Annotated in this window: 16 protein-coding genes; 10 read left to right on the forward strand and 6 right to left on the reverse strand. The window is 37.8% G+C overall.

Going from position 1 to position 18,592, the window contains the following annotated elements; genetic code table 11:
* Positions 1-165: 165 nt before the first annotated feature.
* The gene (locus tag H6F47_RS09795) at positions 166-987 is read right to left on the reverse strand and encodes an FkbM family methyltransferase (RefSeq protein ID WP_190648918.1); all 822 of its coding nucleotides are present in this window, start codon (positions 985-987) and stop codon (positions 166-168) included.
* A 58-nt stretch (positions 988-1,045) separates the two neighbouring features.
* Positions 1,046-1,783: an FkbM family methyltransferase gene (locus H6F47_RS09800; protein ID WP_190648921.1), complete on the reverse strand. Its 738-nt coding sequence runs from the start codon at positions 1,781-1,783 to the stop codon at positions 1,046-1,048.
* Positions 1,784-2,205: 422 nt separating this feature from the next.
* Here H6F47_RS09800 and H6F47_RS09805 point away from each other — a divergent pair, with 422 nt between their 5' ends.
* From H6F47_RS09805 to H6F47_RS09820, 4 genes are all read left to right on the forward strand, one after another.
* A complete protein-coding gene (locus H6F47_RS09805; RefSeq protein WP_190648924.1) occupies positions 2,206-3,219 on the forward strand; it encodes a multicopper oxidase domain-containing protein in 1,014 nt (337 codons plus the stop codon).
* Between the two features lie 226 nt (positions 3,220-3,445).
* Positions 3,446-4,465, forward strand: coding sequence for a helix-hairpin-helix domain-containing protein (locus tag H6F47_RS09810; RefSeq protein WP_190648927.1), 1,020 nt, complete (start codon positions 3,446-3,448; stop codon positions 4,463-4,465).
* Positions 4,466-4,635: 170 nt separating this feature from the next.
* Positions 4,636-5,070, forward strand: a complete 435-nt coding sequence (locus H6F47_RS09815) for a ferritin-like domain-containing protein (RefSeq protein ID WP_096565368.1) — start codon at positions 4,636-4,638, stop codon at positions 5,068-5,070.
* 155 nt (positions 5,071-5,225) lie between these two features.
* A complete protein-coding gene (locus H6F47_RS09820; RefSeq protein ID WP_190648929.1) occupies positions 5,226-6,173 on the forward strand; it encodes an FTR1 family protein in 948 nt (315 codons plus the stop codon).
* A gap of 167 nt (positions 6,174-6,340) precedes the next feature.
* On the opposite strand, the gene H6F47_RS09825 is transcribed toward H6F47_RS09820, so the two are convergent.
* Both H6F47_RS09825 and H6F47_RS09830 read right to left on the reverse strand, forming a co-directional pair.
* Complete coding sequence (locus H6F47_RS09825) at positions 6,341-7,261, reverse strand: ABC transporter substrate-binding protein (RefSeq protein ID WP_236104068.1); 921 nt, start codon at positions 7,259-7,261, stop codon at positions 6,341-6,343.
* A gap of 93 nt (positions 7,262-7,354) precedes the next feature.
* A complete protein-coding gene (locus H6F47_RS09830) occupies positions 7,355-7,942 on the reverse strand; it encodes a molybdenum cofactor guanylyltransferase (protein ID WP_190648932.1) in 588 nt (195 codons plus the stop codon).
* Positions 7,943-8,145: 203 nt separating this feature from the next.
* On the opposite strand from H6F47_RS09830, the gene H6F47_RS09835 reads away from it, so the two are divergent.
* Together H6F47_RS09835 and H6F47_RS09840 are read left to right on the forward strand one after the other, a co-directional pair.
* Positions 8,146-8,502, forward strand: coding sequence for a tetratricopeptide repeat protein (locus H6F47_RS09835; protein ID WP_137667678.1), 357 nt, complete (start codon positions 8,146-8,148; stop codon positions 8,500-8,502).
* A 180-nt stretch (positions 8,503-8,682) separates the two neighbouring features.
* Positions 8,683-9,204 carry a DUF29 family protein gene (locus H6F47_RS09840; RefSeq protein ID WP_137667677.1) on the forward strand — a complete coding sequence of 174 codons (522 nt, stop codon included), beginning with the start codon at positions 8,683-8,685 and terminating at the stop codon, positions 9,202-9,204.
* Positions 9,205-9,465: 261 nt separating this feature from the next.
* On the opposite strand, the gene H6F47_RS09845 is transcribed toward H6F47_RS09840, so the two are convergent.
* Positions 9,466-11,523, reverse strand: coding sequence for a thioredoxin domain-containing protein (locus H6F47_RS09845; RefSeq protein WP_190347216.1), 2,058 nt, complete (start codon positions 11,521-11,523; stop codon positions 9,466-9,468).
* Positions 11,524-11,623: 100 nt separating this feature from the next.
* Here H6F47_RS09845 and H6F47_RS09850 point away from each other — a divergent pair, with 100 nt between their 5' ends.
* Together H6F47_RS09850 and clpP are read left to right on the forward strand one after the other, a co-directional pair.
* On the forward strand, positions 11,624-11,926 hold the full coding sequence (locus H6F47_RS09850) for a hypothetical protein (protein WP_190347217.1): 303 nt from the start codon (positions 11,624-11,626) through the stop codon (positions 11,924-11,926).
* Between the two features lie 514 nt (positions 11,927-12,440).
* Complete coding sequence (gene clpP, locus H6F47_RS09855; protein ID WP_096565355.1) at positions 12,441-13,046, forward strand: ATP-dependent Clp endopeptidase proteolytic subunit ClpP; 606 nt, start codon at positions 12,441-12,443, stop codon at positions 13,044-13,046.
* Between the two features lie 322 nt (positions 13,047-13,368).
* Here the strand turns inward: clpP and H6F47_RS09860 are convergent, their stop codons facing one another.
* Positions 13,369-14,163 (reverse strand): hypothetical protein, encoded by a 795-nt coding sequence (locus H6F47_RS09860; protein WP_190648961.1) that lies wholly within the window; start codon positions 14,161-14,163, stop codon positions 13,369-13,371.
* 1,165 nt (positions 14,164-15,328) lie between these two features.
* Between H6F47_RS09860 and H6F47_RS09865 the strand changes: the two genes are divergently transcribed.
* Positions 15,329-17,683: a ribonuclease R family protein gene (locus H6F47_RS09865; RefSeq protein WP_190648937.1), complete on the forward strand. Its 2,355-nt coding sequence runs from the start codon at positions 15,329-15,331 to the stop codon at positions 17,681-17,683.
* 227 nt (positions 17,684-17,910) lie between these two features.
* Positions 17,911-18,531, forward strand: a complete 621-nt coding sequence (locus H6F47_RS09870) for a flavin prenyltransferase UbiX (protein ID WP_096565351.1) — start codon at positions 17,911-17,913, stop codon at positions 18,529-18,531.
* The last annotated feature ends 61 nt before the right edge of the window (positions 18,532-18,592 follow it).

The following is an 18,592-nucleotide window of genomic DNA, read 5'->3' on the forward strand; positions in this document are numbered from 1 at the left end:
GGAGGATGTTTTGGCAGGGATTTGGAAAATTTTTATAATAAAAAATACATCCAAATTTGTATTTATTTATTAAATTATGAATATTTGTATATTTATTGTTTATTTTTGTAAATATTAATTCCTGATTGATTTAATCAGTCAGGAATTTGCAGTGTTTGTGGTTAACTATCTAGAAACTAACTGATGAACCAAAAGATCAATCAGAGAAGCTTGATAATAAGGTTGACAAATTGTGTGAATTTTGGCTGGTGAAATATTGCCATTTTTCAAGGTAATTATGTTACCATAAACAGATTGATCATCAAATAATTGATCAACTGCTATATTCACAGATTGCAGATCAAAAAATCTCTCTTTACTTTGGGGAGCAAAATCAATCATAATACACGATTGATAACCACATTTTTGCAAAATCTTCAGACAATTTAAGGTTTTTTCTAAAAAATCCTTTGACCAACCTTTTTGACCTTGTTTTTTATTGACTCCACCACCATACTCAAACATAATTACCTGGGGAAGTAAAGCGTTATCAATGTTTGGCAATTGCTCAATTACATTAAATTCCCAACCTTCAATATCCAATTTCAAACAAGTAATTTTATCAGGTTTAATTCTGGATAATAAAGTAGATAAAGTGATAGATTCTACTTCTTTGGTTTTAGGAGAAGAACCAAACCACTCAGGAGAAAGAGAACTAAAATTACTATTAAATAGACCTGCAAAATTCCCTAAATATAGCAGTTGTTTTCCATCTATATTAGATAAACAATTTTCCAAAATTTTAATTCCATAACTAGCACTAATCTGTTTTAATTTCTTAACAGGAAGGGGTTCAACTGCAATAGTGGGATAACCTAATTTAGCAAATACTTCACAATAAAAAGCAAAAGTCCCCACCCCAACATCAATACAAAATCCTTCTTTTTGGGGATCAATTTCCTGGATAATTTCTGCTAATAATGATTGACAACAAGATTCAACACGCATGATTTTCAACCTCACAGTTAATTATTTCAAGTAGAACCAAGTAGAAATTTTTCTGCTTTTATTCTTTAATAAAGACAGCATTAAAATAACGAACATGACCATCTTTTCCCAAGACTTGATCAAGATTACCAGCGTAAGCGTAACCTAAATTATCTAATAAACTAAAAATTTCTCGAAATTGCGCTTGACCTTCGTAAAGTTGATCTAAAGAAACTTCGACAATACAAGCGGTGCTTTTTTTAAAAGTTGCGATTCCTCCTTTAATGACTTGATTTTCATAACCTTGAACATCTAATTTAATTAAAATTGGTTCTGGTAAAGGAAAAGAGAAATCACCAAAAACCTCATCTAAAGTAGATTGTTCAATGAGGATTTTCTCTTGTTTTTTTACCATTGGATATACTGTTTCACATAGTTGAGTAGTTGGTAAAATAGAAGAAGATGGATTAAAATATAAATGACTGTAAATTTCAACAGGTTGAATACTATCACCCAAAGCTAGATTAAAAGCGGTAATTTTTTGAGTATGGTGATTTGCTAATTGGGATAACTGTTGAAAAGGAATATTTAAAGGTTCAAATGAATAAATATGTGCATGAGGAAAAATCTTGATAATTCTGCGGGCAAATTGACCTTCATTTGCACCAATATCAATCACAGATTTAACCGGAAGTTGGGATAAACCTAACAGTCTTTTATCCCATTCTTTCACTAACAATTTTCCCATTAAGTTAAAAATTTGATTACTTATTTGATAAAGTAATTTTTGATAACTATTTTTCCCTGATGTTTGCATTGTCCAACCTACAAATTAACCTGATCAATAGACTTCTCACAGCCCCCTGTGGAAATCACTCATACTAGCTTACTTGATAGTGAGTGATTTGTCTAGAAGTTAACCTGAACCAATAGTAAAAATTAGTAAAATATGATATCGTTTCCAAGTATATCGGTATTCTTCATCACGGGTGACAAAAAGCTGTCTTGCAAAAGGCAAGAGTTAAAAATTACCAATCAAAATTACCCAAAAAAGGGTAAAAAGCGTAGTAGCGAATTATATTCGCCAAATTTCTTGATTTTCACCTATGCCCTGTATTTCTCCATAGTTTCCATAATTATTGACAATAATTCCTGATTCCTATACTATAACTAATGGTAATTGCAAATAATTTGCAATTTCCTATTTGTGTTCCCTCCTCATCACCTCATGTCTGAAAAATGTCTGAAAACTTTAGTCGGAGTAAAAATATACTTTTAAATCGCCGCCAACTGATAACAATGGGCATATTTGGCGGTGGTGTAATTGGTGCAACTGCAATTTTACAGACTATAAATGCAAAAAATAATGTCACTGTTAAAGTTCCCCCAATGGAAATGGAATCATCTAATAATGCTACTAACAGTGCTACCAAACCCATACAGGTGCTGAGAAACTTTGATTATGGGACATTAAAGCAGGAAAATGGGCGGACTATTCGAGAATTTGAGTTAATAGCAGGTACTTCCACCATTCAGCTAAATAATGCGGTATCTTACAATATTTGGGATTTAAATGGGCGTATTCCTGGACCGACGTTAAGAGCAAAAGCAGGGGAAAGAATAAGAGTATTATTTCTCAATAAGGCTGGACATTCCCATTCTTTACATTTCCATGGGGTGCATCCCGCAGAAATGGATGGTGTAAAACCTGTGAGTAATGGTAAAGCAACTATCTATGAATTTGATGCAGAACCCTATGGTGTGCATTTGTATCACTGTCATATTGCACCTGTAACCCGTCACATTGCTAAGGGTTTATATGGAATGTTTATTATTGATCCGCCTCAACCCCGTCCTCCTGCTGATGAAATTGTTTTAATTATGTCTGGATATGACATAAATGATGATAACGAAAATGAGTATTACGCATTTAATGGTTTGCCTCATCATTATATGCACCATCCGATTAAAGTTTATCACAATCAATTGATTAGAGCTTATGTTTTGAATATTATTGAGTTTGATCCTGCTGTCACCTTCCATTTACACGCTAACTTTTTTGATGTTTATCGTTCGGGGATGACGATGACTCCCAGTGAAAAGACGGATGTTTTAACAATGGGTGTAGCAGAAAGGCACATTTTAGAGTTTGCGTTTCGTTATCCGGGTAAGTATATGTTTCATCCCCATCAGGATGCGATCGCTGAAAATGGATGTATGGGACAGTTTGAAGTTATCGCAGGTGACAGGTGACAGGTGACAGGTGACAGGTGACAGAAATTTGTAAGTCATGGAACTTACCTAACACTTGGTTAAGAAATGATTAAACTATACTTTTGCTGGTTAAAAATAGTTACTATAATTTGTCATTTATGCTAAAAAAATATAATTACTAATGCAAATTACTTTTAATTATACTCACCAGTCAATTCTGTAAATTTGTCCATTATTGGGTTTTAGCGTCTCCAGGAGCAAATCAATGATTAAATCACGTTACATATTATTATCAATAGCGGCTTGTGTGATTGTTACCCTTGGTTCTTGTGCGGGGAATACCCCCACCGCAGAAACGACTTCAACCCCAGCAGTGACGCAAGCCAGCGCCCACAGTAGTCATAGTAGGAAAGCCAAAATTAATATTAATGATGCTATTTTGTCCGAGTTAGACAAATTTGAAGCTCAACTTGGTGTACCCGCTTTATCTAATAAAATACAAGCCAGTCGTCCTTACAGTTCTCCAGAAGATTTAGTCACCAAAAAAGTAATTACTCAAGCACAGTTTGAGCAAATTAAAGACATGGTGACAGTTGAAGAAGTTGTACTCACAGGAGAAGCAAAAGATGTAGATTACATGACAAAATTGGCATTAATGAAAGGACATCTTTTAGTAGCACAAGAATTGTTAGCACAAAATCAACCCAAACAAGCCGAACCCCATATAGGACATCCAGTTGAGGAGATTTATGTTGATGTAGAAGAACAACTTAATGAACGCAAAGTCAAAGAATTTAAAACTAATTTAGTGAATTTGACGAACTTGGTAAAATCTAATCCTCAAGATGCTAAAATCAAAGATAATTTTACCAATTCTATGGCATCTGTGGATAGTGCGATCGCCGCATTACCAACTCAAGAACGCTCAAAACCAGAATTTGTGTTAAAAGTAATTAATGGTTTATTAGACGCAGCTAACGCCGAATATGGAGCAGCAGTAGCAAAAGGTAAAATTACCGAACCAATAGAATATCAAGACTCTCGTGGTTTTGTTGTCTATTCCCATGAACTATATCAAGGAATTTCTGGACAAATGGCTCAAGCAAACCCAGAAGCACACAAAGCCATAGATAAAGCTTTCACAGAACTATTAAAAGTTTGGCCTGCTGTTATTCCACCCGTACAAGCAGTCAAAACCCCTGAAGATGTTACCAAAATGGTAAAAATTATAGAGGAAAACACTCAAAAAGTGTTATCTCAAACTAACACGAAAGCACAAAGTTAGTATTTGCACACCATTGGACATCCACAAAAAACAGCTTAAAATAAGTGAAAATAGAGGAAATAGTGAAAAGTGAAACACTAAAAAAATTATCTACATTGAACTAAGATAAAAAGTGTATAGCTACTCACTAAAATCCTCTCCAAATTTAATTTTGCTCATCTTAACAACTGATGCGAGAACTCGACCACCAAAAAACCATTGACATCCTCAACGCCATCATGGAATTTGAACTAGCTGGCGTTGTTCGCTACACTCATTATTCCCTAATGGTAACAGGACCAAACCGCTTACCTATTGTCGCTTTTTTCAAAGCCCAAGCCAGTGAATCATTACTTCATGCCCAACAAGTAGGAGAAATTCTCACCGGTTTAGATGGACATCCTACCTTGAGAATTGCCCAAATGGAAGAAACTTTCAAACATTCAGTCAAAGACATTTTGGAAGAAAGTTTATCCCATGAAAAGAAAGCATTGGATATGTATAAAACTCTACTAAATACAGTTGAAGATGCTAGTATTTATCTGGAAGAATTTGCCCGTGGCATGATCGGACAAGAAGAGTTACATAATTTAGAACTCAAGAAAATGTTACGCGATTTCAGCTAATATTTCGAGGAGTCAAGATTCAGCTTTTTAGTTTCTTTTCTTTCGTTCGTTTCTATACTATGTGTAGGAACGAGCAAAGAAAAAAGAAATTTGATAGTTCTCAGTTTTTTACACAATCAAGAATAGTGATCAAGCGTTCATAACCACTAATAAAAATGAATTTTAGTATTGCATTACCTACTTTCGTTATTACTCTCCGAGAAGGTGTAGAAGCTGCCCTAGTTGTGGGTATTGTCCTCGCTTTATTGAAAAAAGCCAAACAATCTCATCTCAATTCATGGGTATATGCAGGTGTTGGAGTTGGTATTATTGTTAGTGCTTTAATTGGCGTTTTATTCACTGGAATCATTAAATTTTTAGGTTCTATAAATCCTCAATACACCTCTGTAGTTGAACCAACATTAGAAGGTGTATTTAGTATTTTAGCAATCATTATGCTGAGTTGGATGCTGATCTGGATGACAAAACAAGCCAGATTTATGAAAGCTCAAGTTGAAGGTGCAGTTAACGAAGCATTAACACAAAATTCAAATGCTGGATGGGGGGTTTTTAGTTTAATTTTAGTTGCTATTGTGCGGGAAGGTTTTGAAACAGTCTTATTTGTAGCTGCCAATTTTCAACAAGGTTTATTACCAACTTTAGGCGCACTTGGTGGTTTAGCAACAGCAGCAGGAATTGGTGTTTTATTATTTAAATGGGGTGTGAAAATTAATATTCGCCAATTTTTCCAAATTATGGGCGTTTTATTAGTTTTAATTGTCGCTGGTTTAGTAATTTCGGCTTTAAAACATTTTGATGATGCAATGGCTAGTTTAGCACTCAGCAACCGCGCCTCGGAAAATCTTTGTTTTTATTATGAACACTTTACTAAAATTCACTCTTGTATTTTAGGTCCAATGGTTTGGAATACTGCTAACATTTTACCTGATAGCAAGTTTCCTGGTATTATTCTCAAATCTTTATTTGGCTATAGAGATAAACTTTATATAGTGCAAGCAGTTGGATATTTAGTGTTTTTAATTAGTATTGGTGGCTTGTATTTTCGCAGTATCATGGGTGGAAATATGCAAAAACAAAAAAATATTCCTGTCGCTGAAAAATAGCATTCTATATCAACCCAGATACCAAGAAGTCGGGTATCTAGGTTATTTTCCTGTAAGGGCGTTCGCGAAGCGTGCTGGAAGCATCAGCATTCGGGCAATAAATTCTCAATTTTTATCACAGGTTATTTTCCGAATGCTTCGCCCCTACGACTCCTGTTAAATACAACTCAAAAGATTTTCTTTAATTCCTGAGCAGATTTTTCAATTGCAGCTATACTGCCAGGATTCACCATTCCGTAATAATCAAAAACATAAACTTGATTATTTTGAGTAGCTTTTAATTTCTGCCAAAACGGCTCTTTTTTCAAAGAATCTAACAAAGTTGCTTCAGCACTAACCACAATTAAAACATCAGGATTTGCTGCTAAAACTTTTTCGGCTGAAAGTGTTACATAACCACCAATAGGGCTATTACCTTGTAATTCTGCGGCGACATTTTTCGCACCAAACAGAGAAACTATATCACCTGCCCAACTGTTTTTATTTGGTGCTAAAATTGGTTGACGACTTACTAAAACTAAAGTCGAAAGATTCTGATTTTTTTGATTTTTCTTTTCCGGTAAAAAAGTTTGATATCTATTTAATAAAGGTTGGGGATCTGCACCTATTTTCTCTGCAATATTTTTAGTGAGTTCTTCCAAAGCTTCCCAGCTATATACTTTTGTGGATAAAGTTTTTATTCCTAGCTGTTGCAGTTTTTGTAATGGTACATCAGAAAAACCTGCTACACCAATTACTAAATCTGGTTTTAATGCTACAATCTTTTCTAAGTTTGGTGCATTTTGTCCTTGACTAACTTGAGGAATATCTTTAAATCGAGGATCATCTTTTAATAACTTACTACCAACAATTCCTACTAATTTTGTTTGATCTAGTTCAGCAATAATATCAGCAGACAGCGAAGAAAGCGCAACCACTCTTTTCACAGATGTGTTAGGTGATTTTTGTGCAATGGTAATATCTGGTGTAATTTCTGGTTTTACTGCTTGTGTTTGGCTGGTTTCTGTAGCACAAGACAACAAAAACAAACTTAAAAAAATTGATACTAAAAATGATTTATGACGCATAATATTGTTTTGATTTCTCATTTCTTATTTTTTGGGAATCGGCAATTTTATTTTTTCAAATTATAGCAACTTCTAGCAACAAACAAGGTTTTTACCTCTGTTACCTGTCACCTATCACCTGTCACCTGTCACTTCATCTAAATCTTCAGGAGTATTACAATTAAATAACATATCCGATTTTAACAAAGGTAAAGTTTCCACAGGATGTAATTTTAGAAACTGTTGAAAAGATCGTCCTCCTTGATTGATAAAATCTAAAATTAGAGGTAAACAAGAACTGCGATAAAAACCACAAAGCGGTTCCCAACATTGGGTATTTTTTACCAAACAAGCAATATTTTCTCCTTTTATATTATCTAATCTTTTCACCCAATCTTGCAACACTTCAACTTGCAAATTTGGTAAATCGCAAGCTAATAATAACACCCATTCTGTGTTTACTTTCTCTAAACCTTTTACAAAACCCACTAAAGGTCCTTGTGTGTTATGGGGGTTTTCTTGTATAAATTCACATTCTGGTAACGGTAAGTGTTGATATCTTTCTGGCCAAGGTGTAACTATATATATAGTATCCGTACAACTTTTAGCGACATTGCCAACTTTTTGTAATAAGGGTATTCCCTGAATAGGAATCAAAGCTTTATCCTTTCCCATCCTAGAACTTTTACCACCTGCAAGAACTACGGCGCTTAATGTAGTCATAGGAACAAAATCTTTATTGATACGTCTAATCATCAAGTATTAATAAGTGTTAAATTTATATCAATATATTTATTGATACCTTAAATAAGGTTCAGTAAAATGTACATTTTCTATGAACAGGTATCAAAATAGAGCCATATTTTGCGGATTCTGACATTAAAAGATGTATTATTTATTATCCACTAGGAAATTATATCACCGCTATGTCTGATTATAATCAAGCAGTTGCTATAGATGTCAACAACTTAGCAGCTATCAATAATATAGGGTTCATTAAATATGAACAAGGAGACAAAGAAACAGCGATTCAACAATGGCAACAAGCGATTAAAATTAACAATAAATCTGCTGAGGCCACCTTAGCTTTAGCTGTAGCTTTATATGGTAAAGGAGAACAACAACAGGCTTATAAGTTAGCAGAAACAGCATTAAAGTTAGATAGAAAATTTGCTGATTTTCACTGGATGAAAAAGCATTTTTGGGGTCAAAGTATGATTACTGATGCTCAGAAATTTCTATCTACTCCTCAAATGAAAAATTTGTTATCACAGTTGCGTTAATGTTAATATTTACTTCTTTCTAATATTCTCATTCCCATACTCTGTGTGGGAATGACTTTATTTTGCAGTCACATCTCTGATTAAATATCTCTTGATTTGTTGAAACTTGTGACTGCTGACTAATGATGTATCACCTTTATGTTAAAATATAAAACATAGCTAGATGAGAGGTTAACAAATATGACCCAAGAATTAATAGACCTCAGAAATAGTATTTTACAAGGACGTTACGCAGATGCTTTGGCAATTGTGGACGAGTTAGAAGGAATGAGTAAACAAGCTATTTTGGGCAATATCCAGTCGTATGTAAGGATTTTGTTAATTCATTTAATTAAAAATCAAATCGAACAGCGTTTAACAAATTCTTGGTCTGCATCTATTCGTAATGCTATCCGAGAAATTAAAAAGATCAATATTAAAGATAATAAGAAATCCTATTACATCAATCAAGATGAATGGGAAAGTTTTATGGAGGAAGAGGTGATTGAAGATGCGATCGCTGATGCTAGTTTGGAAGTGATGAATGGTATTTATAACCAATTCCAACTAGGAGAAATTATAGATAGAAAACAGTTAATTGCAACTGCTTTACAATTCCTCAATTTAACTTATTCCTATTCACCTAAAGAATTACCTGCTATGGTTGCAGAAACTTTAACTCAGTTACCTGGTGGTGAAGATTGGAAAATAGGAAAAAGGTAAATACCGCAGGAGTCAGGAGTCGTAGGGGCGAAGCATTCGGACAACAATATTGGGGAAAAATCGAGAATTGATCACCCGAATGCTTCGCCCGTACAGGAGTCAGGAGTTATTAATTTTGGATTTTGGATTTTGGATTTTGGATTTTGGATTTTGGATTGTTTTTCTTAACTCCAATCTAAAATCTAAAATCTAAAATCTTCCTCCCTATTCCCTATTCCCTTCTTACTGTCACCTGTCACCTGTCACCTGTTACCTGTCACCTCACCCTCTATTCTGACTTCTTTGCACCTGTAACAACAACTCCTCTAAACTCCCTGGTGCGGGAAGACATTTCAACCCTTGACACACTAAACCCACACTTCCATCTGGTAAATCTAATACAACTGAAAAAGCGGTAGTGGGTAGATATTTAGGCATTAATGACTTAATCTGCTCAGTGGTACTACGAATCAATGTACAATTCCGATACCAATCTAAAGCAGTAAATAAACTAGCACAACCTTGAGGAGATTCATTCATTACACCTTTAAAGGCTTTTAATCCTGATTCAGCTAAATCAAGATAATGTAAGTTATCAGTAAGTAAAGATAACCTGACTAAATTGGCGATCGCCACCCCATTAGCTGAGGGTGTAGCATTATCCGCAAAACTCCGCTCCCTGATAATTAAATCTTGACTATTATCGCTAGATGTGTTAAAATAACCACCTAATTCTACACTCCAAAGAAAATCATTAAACTCATCTTGGAGAGCGATCGCTTTTTCCAACCAATCAGCATTTTCTAAATCCGCTTGCTGTAAATCCAACAATGCTTTAATAAACAAAGCATAATCTTCAGATTGAGCTAATACCGTCGCTTCACCCTCATAATTAAGTCGGTGAAAACGTCCATCCACAAATTGATGATCTAAAATAAACTTAGCCGCTTTTATTGCTAACTCCAAATAACTAGGTTCTTGAAAAACCTCCCCTGCTCTAGCTAAACCGGAGATCATCAAACTATTCCAAGCTACAATCATCTTAGTATCAGTCACCGCAGGAATGCGACCAGGCCAGTTAGTGATTTTCGCTTCCTGATTATCTCGCGCTGGGGGAAAAGTTGCTAGTGCATCAGGAGTTGCACCATAACGCACAGTAAACAACTTACTCAAAGCAACTTCTAAAGTTTCACTCAGTTCACCGGGATGTAACCTTTGTAAAACATTTTTCCCTTCAAAATTGCCATTAACACTAACAGTAAACTGTTGTTCTAATTCCGTTAATTCTTCAGTTGTTAACAGTTGTTGTAATTCCTGATAACTCCAGACATAAAAAGCACCTTCCTCCGGTTCTGTATCTATGGGGTTAGTGAAACTATCCGCATCTTGAGCAGCATAAAAATAACCGCTAAGTGCTGTCATTTCCCGTTGTAACCATTTTACAGTTCCAGCCACCGCTCGTTTAAAAGCCGGTTCTTCAATTCCCGCACTCCACAAATCAGCCAGATATTCTACAATCTGACCATTATCGTAAAGCATCTTTTCAAAGTGGGGGACAGTCCAAGTAGGATCAACAGTGTAGCGATGAAAACCACCAGCAACATGATCATAAATACCCCCCAAAGCTAAATCTAAACCCCGTTGAGTAGAAACTTGTAATCCATCATACCGAGATTGATCATTAAACCGAGAACCCCGCAAAACCAACTCACCATAGGGGATCATCGGAAAACTATTACCAACCTGCTTAGGAGAAATGATCCCCGTGCAAACTTCCCAACCTATTTGTAATAATTCTTGATCAGCTACTTCCTGACTGCCATCATTTTGTAACACCGCAGATGTCAGCAAAGCTTCGAGAATTAAAGCTTTTCTTTGACGTAACTCCTCTTTTTCAGTATCGTAGTAATTGCGTAAAGCTTGTAAAACCTGCAAAAAACCCGGACGACCATAACGGGGATCAACAGGAAAATAAGTACCCGCGTAAAAAGGGACTAAATCATCAGGAGAGAGAAAAGCATTAAGAGGCCAACCCCCTTGACCAGTCATCATTTGTAAACTTTGCATATAGATGCTATCAAGGTCGGGTCTTTCTTCTCTGTCTACCTTGATGGGGAGAAAATTGGCATTCATATATTGGGCGATCGCCAAATCAGAAAACGCCTCACCTTCCATCACCGTACACCAGTGACAACTAGAGTAACCAATAGAAAGAAAAATCGGTTTATTTTGCGCCCTTGCAGTTTCCAATGCTTCATCACACCAAGGCCACCAGTCAATCGGGTTTTCAGTGTGTTTGCGGAGATAAAGACTTTTTGTGTCAGCTAGTCGATTAGTCATGATAATAGTTTTCCACCATTTTCTGACCAGTCTAGCGTTTTTAAAGTTAAGCTGTTGGACATTTAACTTGCATATTATCTAAAATTGAAACTCTTGTGGGGTGGGCATCCTGCCCGCATTGGTTGTGCAAATTAAAGGTTTATCAGCTTATTACTTTTTAGTCATTAGTTATTATTTATTATTTATTAGTTATTTTTACCCAGTCACCAATCACCAATCACCAATCACCTTTTATTTGGAAAAACGAATAGTTGAACCGAGAACAGGGGCTGGAATTTCCGATACAGGTGATACAGACTTGCGAGGAATTTGGGTACTGGGGTTTAGTGCTGCGATTAGGTGCAGCAAAAAAGTGATTAAAGCAGCTTGCATAAGTCTTTCTAGCATAGCACTCCTCTCTTGAAAAATAGCATTTAAATTTAGATTGGTTAATCTAAATACACCAGATAGTCCCGATTTACCGGATTTGCAAAATATGTCCGGAAAATTAACCAGGTTCAGGTTAAAAATTGTGAAAAAAGTTACTAATACCTGAAAAAGAATTTCGACCAAATAATATAGATTCGCCAACACAAGGCAAGCTAAAGTTATAGGTCAATAAATAGGCACGCAGACAGCTAGTGTCAGAATGTAAGTTAATCATCTGTTAATGATGATGAACTTTTGAATTCTCCCGCTTTTGACATCGCCACAATTCTTGAGACTGCTATCAGTCGCTAAAAGTGCCTGTTAAAAAAAATTTTGGCGATGAGATATTTGATTCTAGAGTATTGCTATTGAAAAATCTGTTTGCTCAGAGCAGATGATTAGGAGATCAAAAATTTATCTGTTATTGTCGAGATATCCAAATTTGACAATCAACACAATCAGCCTCTCTCATAGATAGAATAAATAGCAAATAGATACAAATACGCTCAATGATTCCTATCGTTATTGAACAATCGGGTCGAGGCGAACGCGCCTTTGATATCTACTCACGGCTGTTACGTGAGCGGATCATTTTTTTGGGACAACAGGTGGACAGCAGTCTGGCTAACCTGATAGTTGCCCAATTGTTGTTTTTAGATTCTGAAGACCCGGAGAAAGACATTTATATGTATATCAACTCTCCTGGTGGTTCAGTGACGGCGGGGATGGGCATTTTTGACACCATGAAAAATATCCGCCCCGATGTCTGTACCATTTGTACCGGACTAGCGGCGAGTATGGGCGCTTTCCTATTAAGTGCAGGTACTAAAGGTAAAAGGATGAGTTTACCTCATTCACGGATTATGATTCACCAACCTTTAGGCGGCGCTCAAGGTCAAGCGACTGATATTGAAATTCAGGCACGGGAAATTTTATACCACAAGCGCAAGCTGAATGAGTATTTAGCCGAACACACTGGTCAGCCTTTTGAACGTATTGCCGAAGATACAGAACGCGACTTTTTCATGTCTCCAGAAGAAGCCAAAGAATACGGCTTAATCGACCAAGTGATTGACCGTCACTCCGCCGGTAGCCGTCCAATGGTTGTAGTGTAGGTGATTGGTGATTGGTGATTGCTGATTGCTGATTGGTGATTGGGAAAATACAAATAATTAGGGGTTGCTGAGAAAGTCTTTCCGTGAGGGCATAGGAGTCAGGAGTCAGGAGTCAGGAGTCAGGAGAAGATTTGAAAATTTCTTTGCCATCTCTTGAAATCCCAAAAAATGCACACTTTTTCCGGTATACCCTTCAAAACCCTTGCACTAATTTCTGTGTTTATCAGCCTCTAACCTTTGATATATCAAGGTTTTAGGTTTATTCAGCAAACCCTAATTAATTTCCCCCAGTCCCCAGTCCCCAGTCCCCAGTCCCCTCCTTTTAAAATCCAGCTATAGGATCAGGTTGAGCTTTGAGGTAGTTGAGAAAATCGAGTAACTCTTCCTCACTCAGTAAAGAACGCCCCAGTTTACCGTAGGTTTTCTTGAGATGTTCTCTTCCCTGTTCTTTAGTCCAGCCCAAGCGTTCTATTTGGACATCGGTTTGGGCAATGACATCAGATAAATTAACTGGTTCGCTTTTTCTCTTGGTTTTGCCTATCCCTAAGCGCAAACCAGTATCTTCAACAGAAGAATAACTACGTGGAGTAAATGGGGTGACATTACTAGGAGGAATTTCTGGTAAAGGTTGAAGTTCAGGTTCGGGATTAGATACTAGATTCAGGTTAGGCGCTGAGGTATGAACTTTTTCTTCTGTGGGAGTAGTTTCAGAAAAACTTTGATCTAAAGTTTGATCTAAAGTTTGATCTAAAGTTTGGTTGTAGGTATCGTTTTTAGTGTTGTTAGCCAGTGACCATTGACCCCTGGCAACATCACCAGTGCTAGGGACAGATTCATTGAAAACTGTGGTAGTTTTTGGGGAAGGATTCACGGTTACAGGGGAAACAGAAACAGCAGCATTTTCCCTGGTTGTATTTGTGATTCCCAAAACCATCAGCGCCCGATTTCTAGCTTGGTCTTCAGCAGCTTCCACAGTGTCTGATCCCGCCATAGCAGTGGCACGGGTGACACCTTCAATTTGTAGACTGACTCGGACGATATATTTACCTTGAAAAATCTCTACTAATTCAGAAATAATACTTCCGTTAGGATACAATCTCTGGAACTGAGCCAACATCATATTTCCACCCATCTCAATCTGTTTTACTTTATTTGTACTTTGTAGATTTGTTTGATTTTATATAGATATTTAACTACTTGGTAATACGTCCTGATAGCGAAGCGTGGCGAAGCCATACGCCTGACTCCTTGAACTTCTGCCTCCTGCCTCCTGTACGGGCGAAGGATTCGGGCGAACAATTATTAATTTTTATCACAGGTTATTTTCCGAATGCTTCGCCCCTACTTCGCCCCTACGACTTTTTGCGCTATGATCATCAGTCAAGATTGTAGCAGCAACTAATTTGTGCATAATTCGCAGAAAATTTTAGTTACTGCTGACTGAATCAGGTGTCTTCCTTTCAATGCTATACTAATCACCCAACTAGATATCTAGAAGTATTTTCTGGAAGTGCGCTCTAAATCTACAATAATAAAGATAAGGTTCGCCCTCATTGCTTGTTCAGCTGCTTACCTGATTGTTACCGATTCTACAGAGGGGAAAATTAGGTTAATCGGCTGTGTCTCCTAGTTAAAACTCAGATTCTCATGGTAGTACCTGTTGAAATCTAGACAATCAAACATCTGTTACTTGCCTTTTGTATCAGCTAGTGGAAATTGAAGAGTTCTCTAAACCAAATCTCTCAAAATTCCATTGCGTAATTATCAGGTGGAAATCGAGTATCAGGAGTGCTGTGTAAGATTGGTTAGGTGAAGAAGGTTGAACCCAAGTGAATTCTGGTCGTGCAGTGAGAATTCCGAGCAGAGCCTCGCTCTGAAAGGAACTTGTGCTGCCTTGTCTTATCTACGAGAGACCACTCTAGGGTAATTCGTTGGCAACGAGTGTCTGTTGGCTGTGAGGAGATACAGAGCTAACAACTGAACTCAAAATTTTACCTAAATATACTTAAATTTGCTCAAATTTAAGTAAACAAGGTTTTGAAAAAGGTAAATTAGTTCATCTAAAATACCTTTTAGGCGATAACCAAGCCGGAAAATCCTAAAATTCTAAGGTAGGGCAAGCTTTGTCCAAACCAAAAGCCTGTGGATTAAGTAAGTGCCGTCACTCTTAAGTAAAGCAGGAAGCTAACTGCAAGTCTTTAGGTAGATTTGAGTAAGTTTAGTAAAGCGGAAGAACCAGATTACACGAAAAATGATGTTTTGACCAAAGGTCGGTTCACTGCATGGAATTTTCAATCGCTACACTTCTTGCCAATTTTACTGATGATAAATTGGTAGCTCGGAAGGTTTTGGAAAAAAAACTGGGTTGTGAAGATGAAGATAGTTTGGAAAAACTTCACATTGCTTTGGAGGTGCTGGAAAAAATTGGACTGTTAGTCAAAGATCGGGGTAAGTATCGTCGTGTATCAGAAGAGGGGCTGATTGAAGCGAAACTCCGCTGTTCTAGTAAGGGGTTTTGTTTTGCAATTCAGGATGTGGAAGGCTCGGAGGATATTTATATCCGGGAAAGCCATCTCAGTAATGCCTGGAATGGCGATCGCGTTTTGGTGAGAGTTCTAAAAGAAGGTAGTCGTCGCCGTTCTCCTGAAGGTGAGGTAAAGTTGATTCTGGAGCGTTCTAATCACACTTTACTAGCACGGATTAAGCAAGTAGAAGGGGGTTTCCGTGCTGTACCTTTGGATGATCGTTTGCTGTTTGAATTGAAACTGCTCACCAATGGCATTAACTTAGAAGCAGCTATCGACCACTTAGCTCATGTGGAAGTCTTGCGTTATCCCTTAGCTCAATATCCACCCCTGGGGCGGGTGGTACAAATTCTGGGTAGCGATGCTGAAGCCGCTGCTGATATAGACTTGGTAACGTGCAAACACGATTTATCTCGGACTTTTACAGAAAATGTCTTGGATGCAGCCGCGAAATTACCTAAAAAGCTGCTGAAAGCAGATTTAAAAGATCGCGTAGATTTACGGGATTTGTTTACTCTGACGATAGAAGGGGTAAACGGTGACGATAGAGTAGTAGAAAATGCTTTTAGCTTAGAGAAAAACCCCAGTCAACCCTGGCGGTTAATTGTTCATATTACTGATTTATCTCACTTTATTCAGGCTGACGAGATATTAGATAGAGAAGCACTCAAGCGGGGCAGGTCAGTGTATCTCGGAGATTTAATTTTGCCGATGTTACCTGATGCGGTAGGGGAACGTTGTTCATTGATACCGGACAGCGATCGCCTCGCACTCTCCTTTGTCATCACCATTGATCCCCAACTGGGAGAAGTGATTGAGTGGGAAATTCAACCGAGTGTGATTAATGTTGATACGGCTGTAAGCAAAGAGCAAGGGGAAGCAATACTCAATGGTGAATCAACAAAAGCATCTGTTGAAAGTACAGAGATATTACGTGATTTGGCAACTTTGGCGACAACAGTCAAACAAGCTCGCTTATCTCGCGGTAGCTTGCAGTTGAATCTACCACCTAGCCAAAATCCTTATCATGATGAAGGTAATATGGGGGCGGTAGTACCTCATGACTCATCAGTGCGATCGCTCATCACAGAGTTTGTACTGATGGTAAATGAACTAATGGCAGATCAACTCAGCGCCTTGGGAGTTCCTGCTATTTGGCGAGTTCAAGGTACACCTGATCCTGAAGATGTCCAGGAAATGCTGAAACTGGCAATTAATTTAGGTGTGGAATTAACACTTGATCCAGAATTGGAAATTCAACCCCTAGATTATCAGCAATTAACCGGTATTTTCGCTGAATCACCATCTGAGCAAGTTCTTACCTACCTGCTGCAAGATACTCTCAAACCTGCTATGTACAGCACCACCAAAGGATCTCACTTTGGTTTAGCACTGCCACAGTATCTTCACATAAGCTCACCCTTGCGGCGTTACCCAGATTTACTCATGCAAAGGGTATATCATGCCTTATTGGAATATGGGCGCGATCGCCGCAACACCCGTGTTAAAGAGCGTGTTAACCTGCGTCACTCTTCTTCTCATTTGGAAATTAACTGGAACGTTCTCCCACCAGAACTACAACAAGAACTACAAAGCGATTTAAATAGAGTCCTTGTCCAGATTAATGACCGAGAAAAAGAAGTTCAAGAAGCTGAAGCCGATTTAGCTGGACTACAAAAGGCCCAACTGATGAAACAGCGCATCGGTCAAGTTTTTCCCGGTGTAATTACAGGCGTTCAATCCTACGGTTTCTTTGTAGAAATCGAAGTCCCAGCTACAGAGTCAGAAATCGGCTCTCAACTAAGTACACCTTTGCGGGTAGAAGGATTAGTACACGTCAGTTCACTAAAAGATGATTGGTATGAATATCGGGCTAGACAACAAGCACTATTTGGGCGGAAAAATCGCGCTTCCTATAGATTAGGCGATCGCGTCTCCGTACAAGTCAAAAGTGTAGACTACTACCGTCAACAAATTGATTTAGTCACAGTTGGCGCTGATGGTATGGTCAAAGGTTCAGGAGTAAGTGTTGCTAATGAAGATGGCACAGATATTTACTTACCAAATCACATCAAATCTTTTGATTTAGATCCCTATAGTGAAGATGAATGAAGAGAAGTCAGAATTCAGCGGTCAGAATACCCCATGCCTGTTCGTCGTAGACGTGCCCTAGGCATAGTCAGGGGTAACACCTCGCGAAAATTTTTTCTTTTCTTCACGGATAAATCTGGGGGCTTTAAACCCCGATTCATCCACCAGTTGCACAGAATTCATTCTGACTCCTGACTCCTGACTCCTGACTTCTAAATTCTTCTTAGGTAAATTTTCTGGGTATTTTCGTGTCCAATAACAGTAAACCACTTATTTTAGGCGTATCAGGTGCATCCGGACTGATTTACGCCATTCGCGCTCTTAAATTTCTTTTAGAAGCTGAGTATAAAATTGAACTGGTTGCATCTAAATCAACTTACATGGTTTGGCAAGCAGAGCAAAATATCCGAATGCCAGCAGATCCCCAAGCACAAGAGCAATTTTGGCGAACTCAAGCCGGAGTAACCCTATCTGGTCAACTACGCTGTCATCCTTGGAGTGATGTTGGTGCTGGTATTGCTAGTGGTTCGTTCAAAACTTTGGGGATGATCATTATCCCCTGTAGCATGAGTACAGTAGCTAAACTAGCAGTGGGTTTAAGTTCAGACTTACTAGAACGGGCAGCAGATGTACAGATCAAAGAAGGGCGTAAACTGGTGATTGTTCCCAGAGAAACGCCTTTTAGCCTGATTCACCTGCGGAACTTAACCACCTTAGCAGAAACAGGAGTGAGAGTTGTTCCCGCCATTCCCGCCTGGTATCACAACCCCCAAACAGTTGAAGATTTAGTTGATTTTGTCGTAGCCCGTGCTTTAGATCAACTAGATATTGATTGTATTCCCATTCAACGCTGGGAAGGTCATATTTAAGGGGACTGGGGACTGGGGACTGGGGACTGGTGATTGGATAAAAATGACTAATGACTAATGA

It is taken from the genome of Sphaerospermopsis sp. FACHB-1094 (assembly GCF_014696195.1).
Classification (GTDB): Bacteria; Cyanobacteriota; Cyanobacteriia; order Cyanobacteriales; family Nostocaceae; genus Sphaerospermopsis; species Sphaerospermopsis kisseleviana.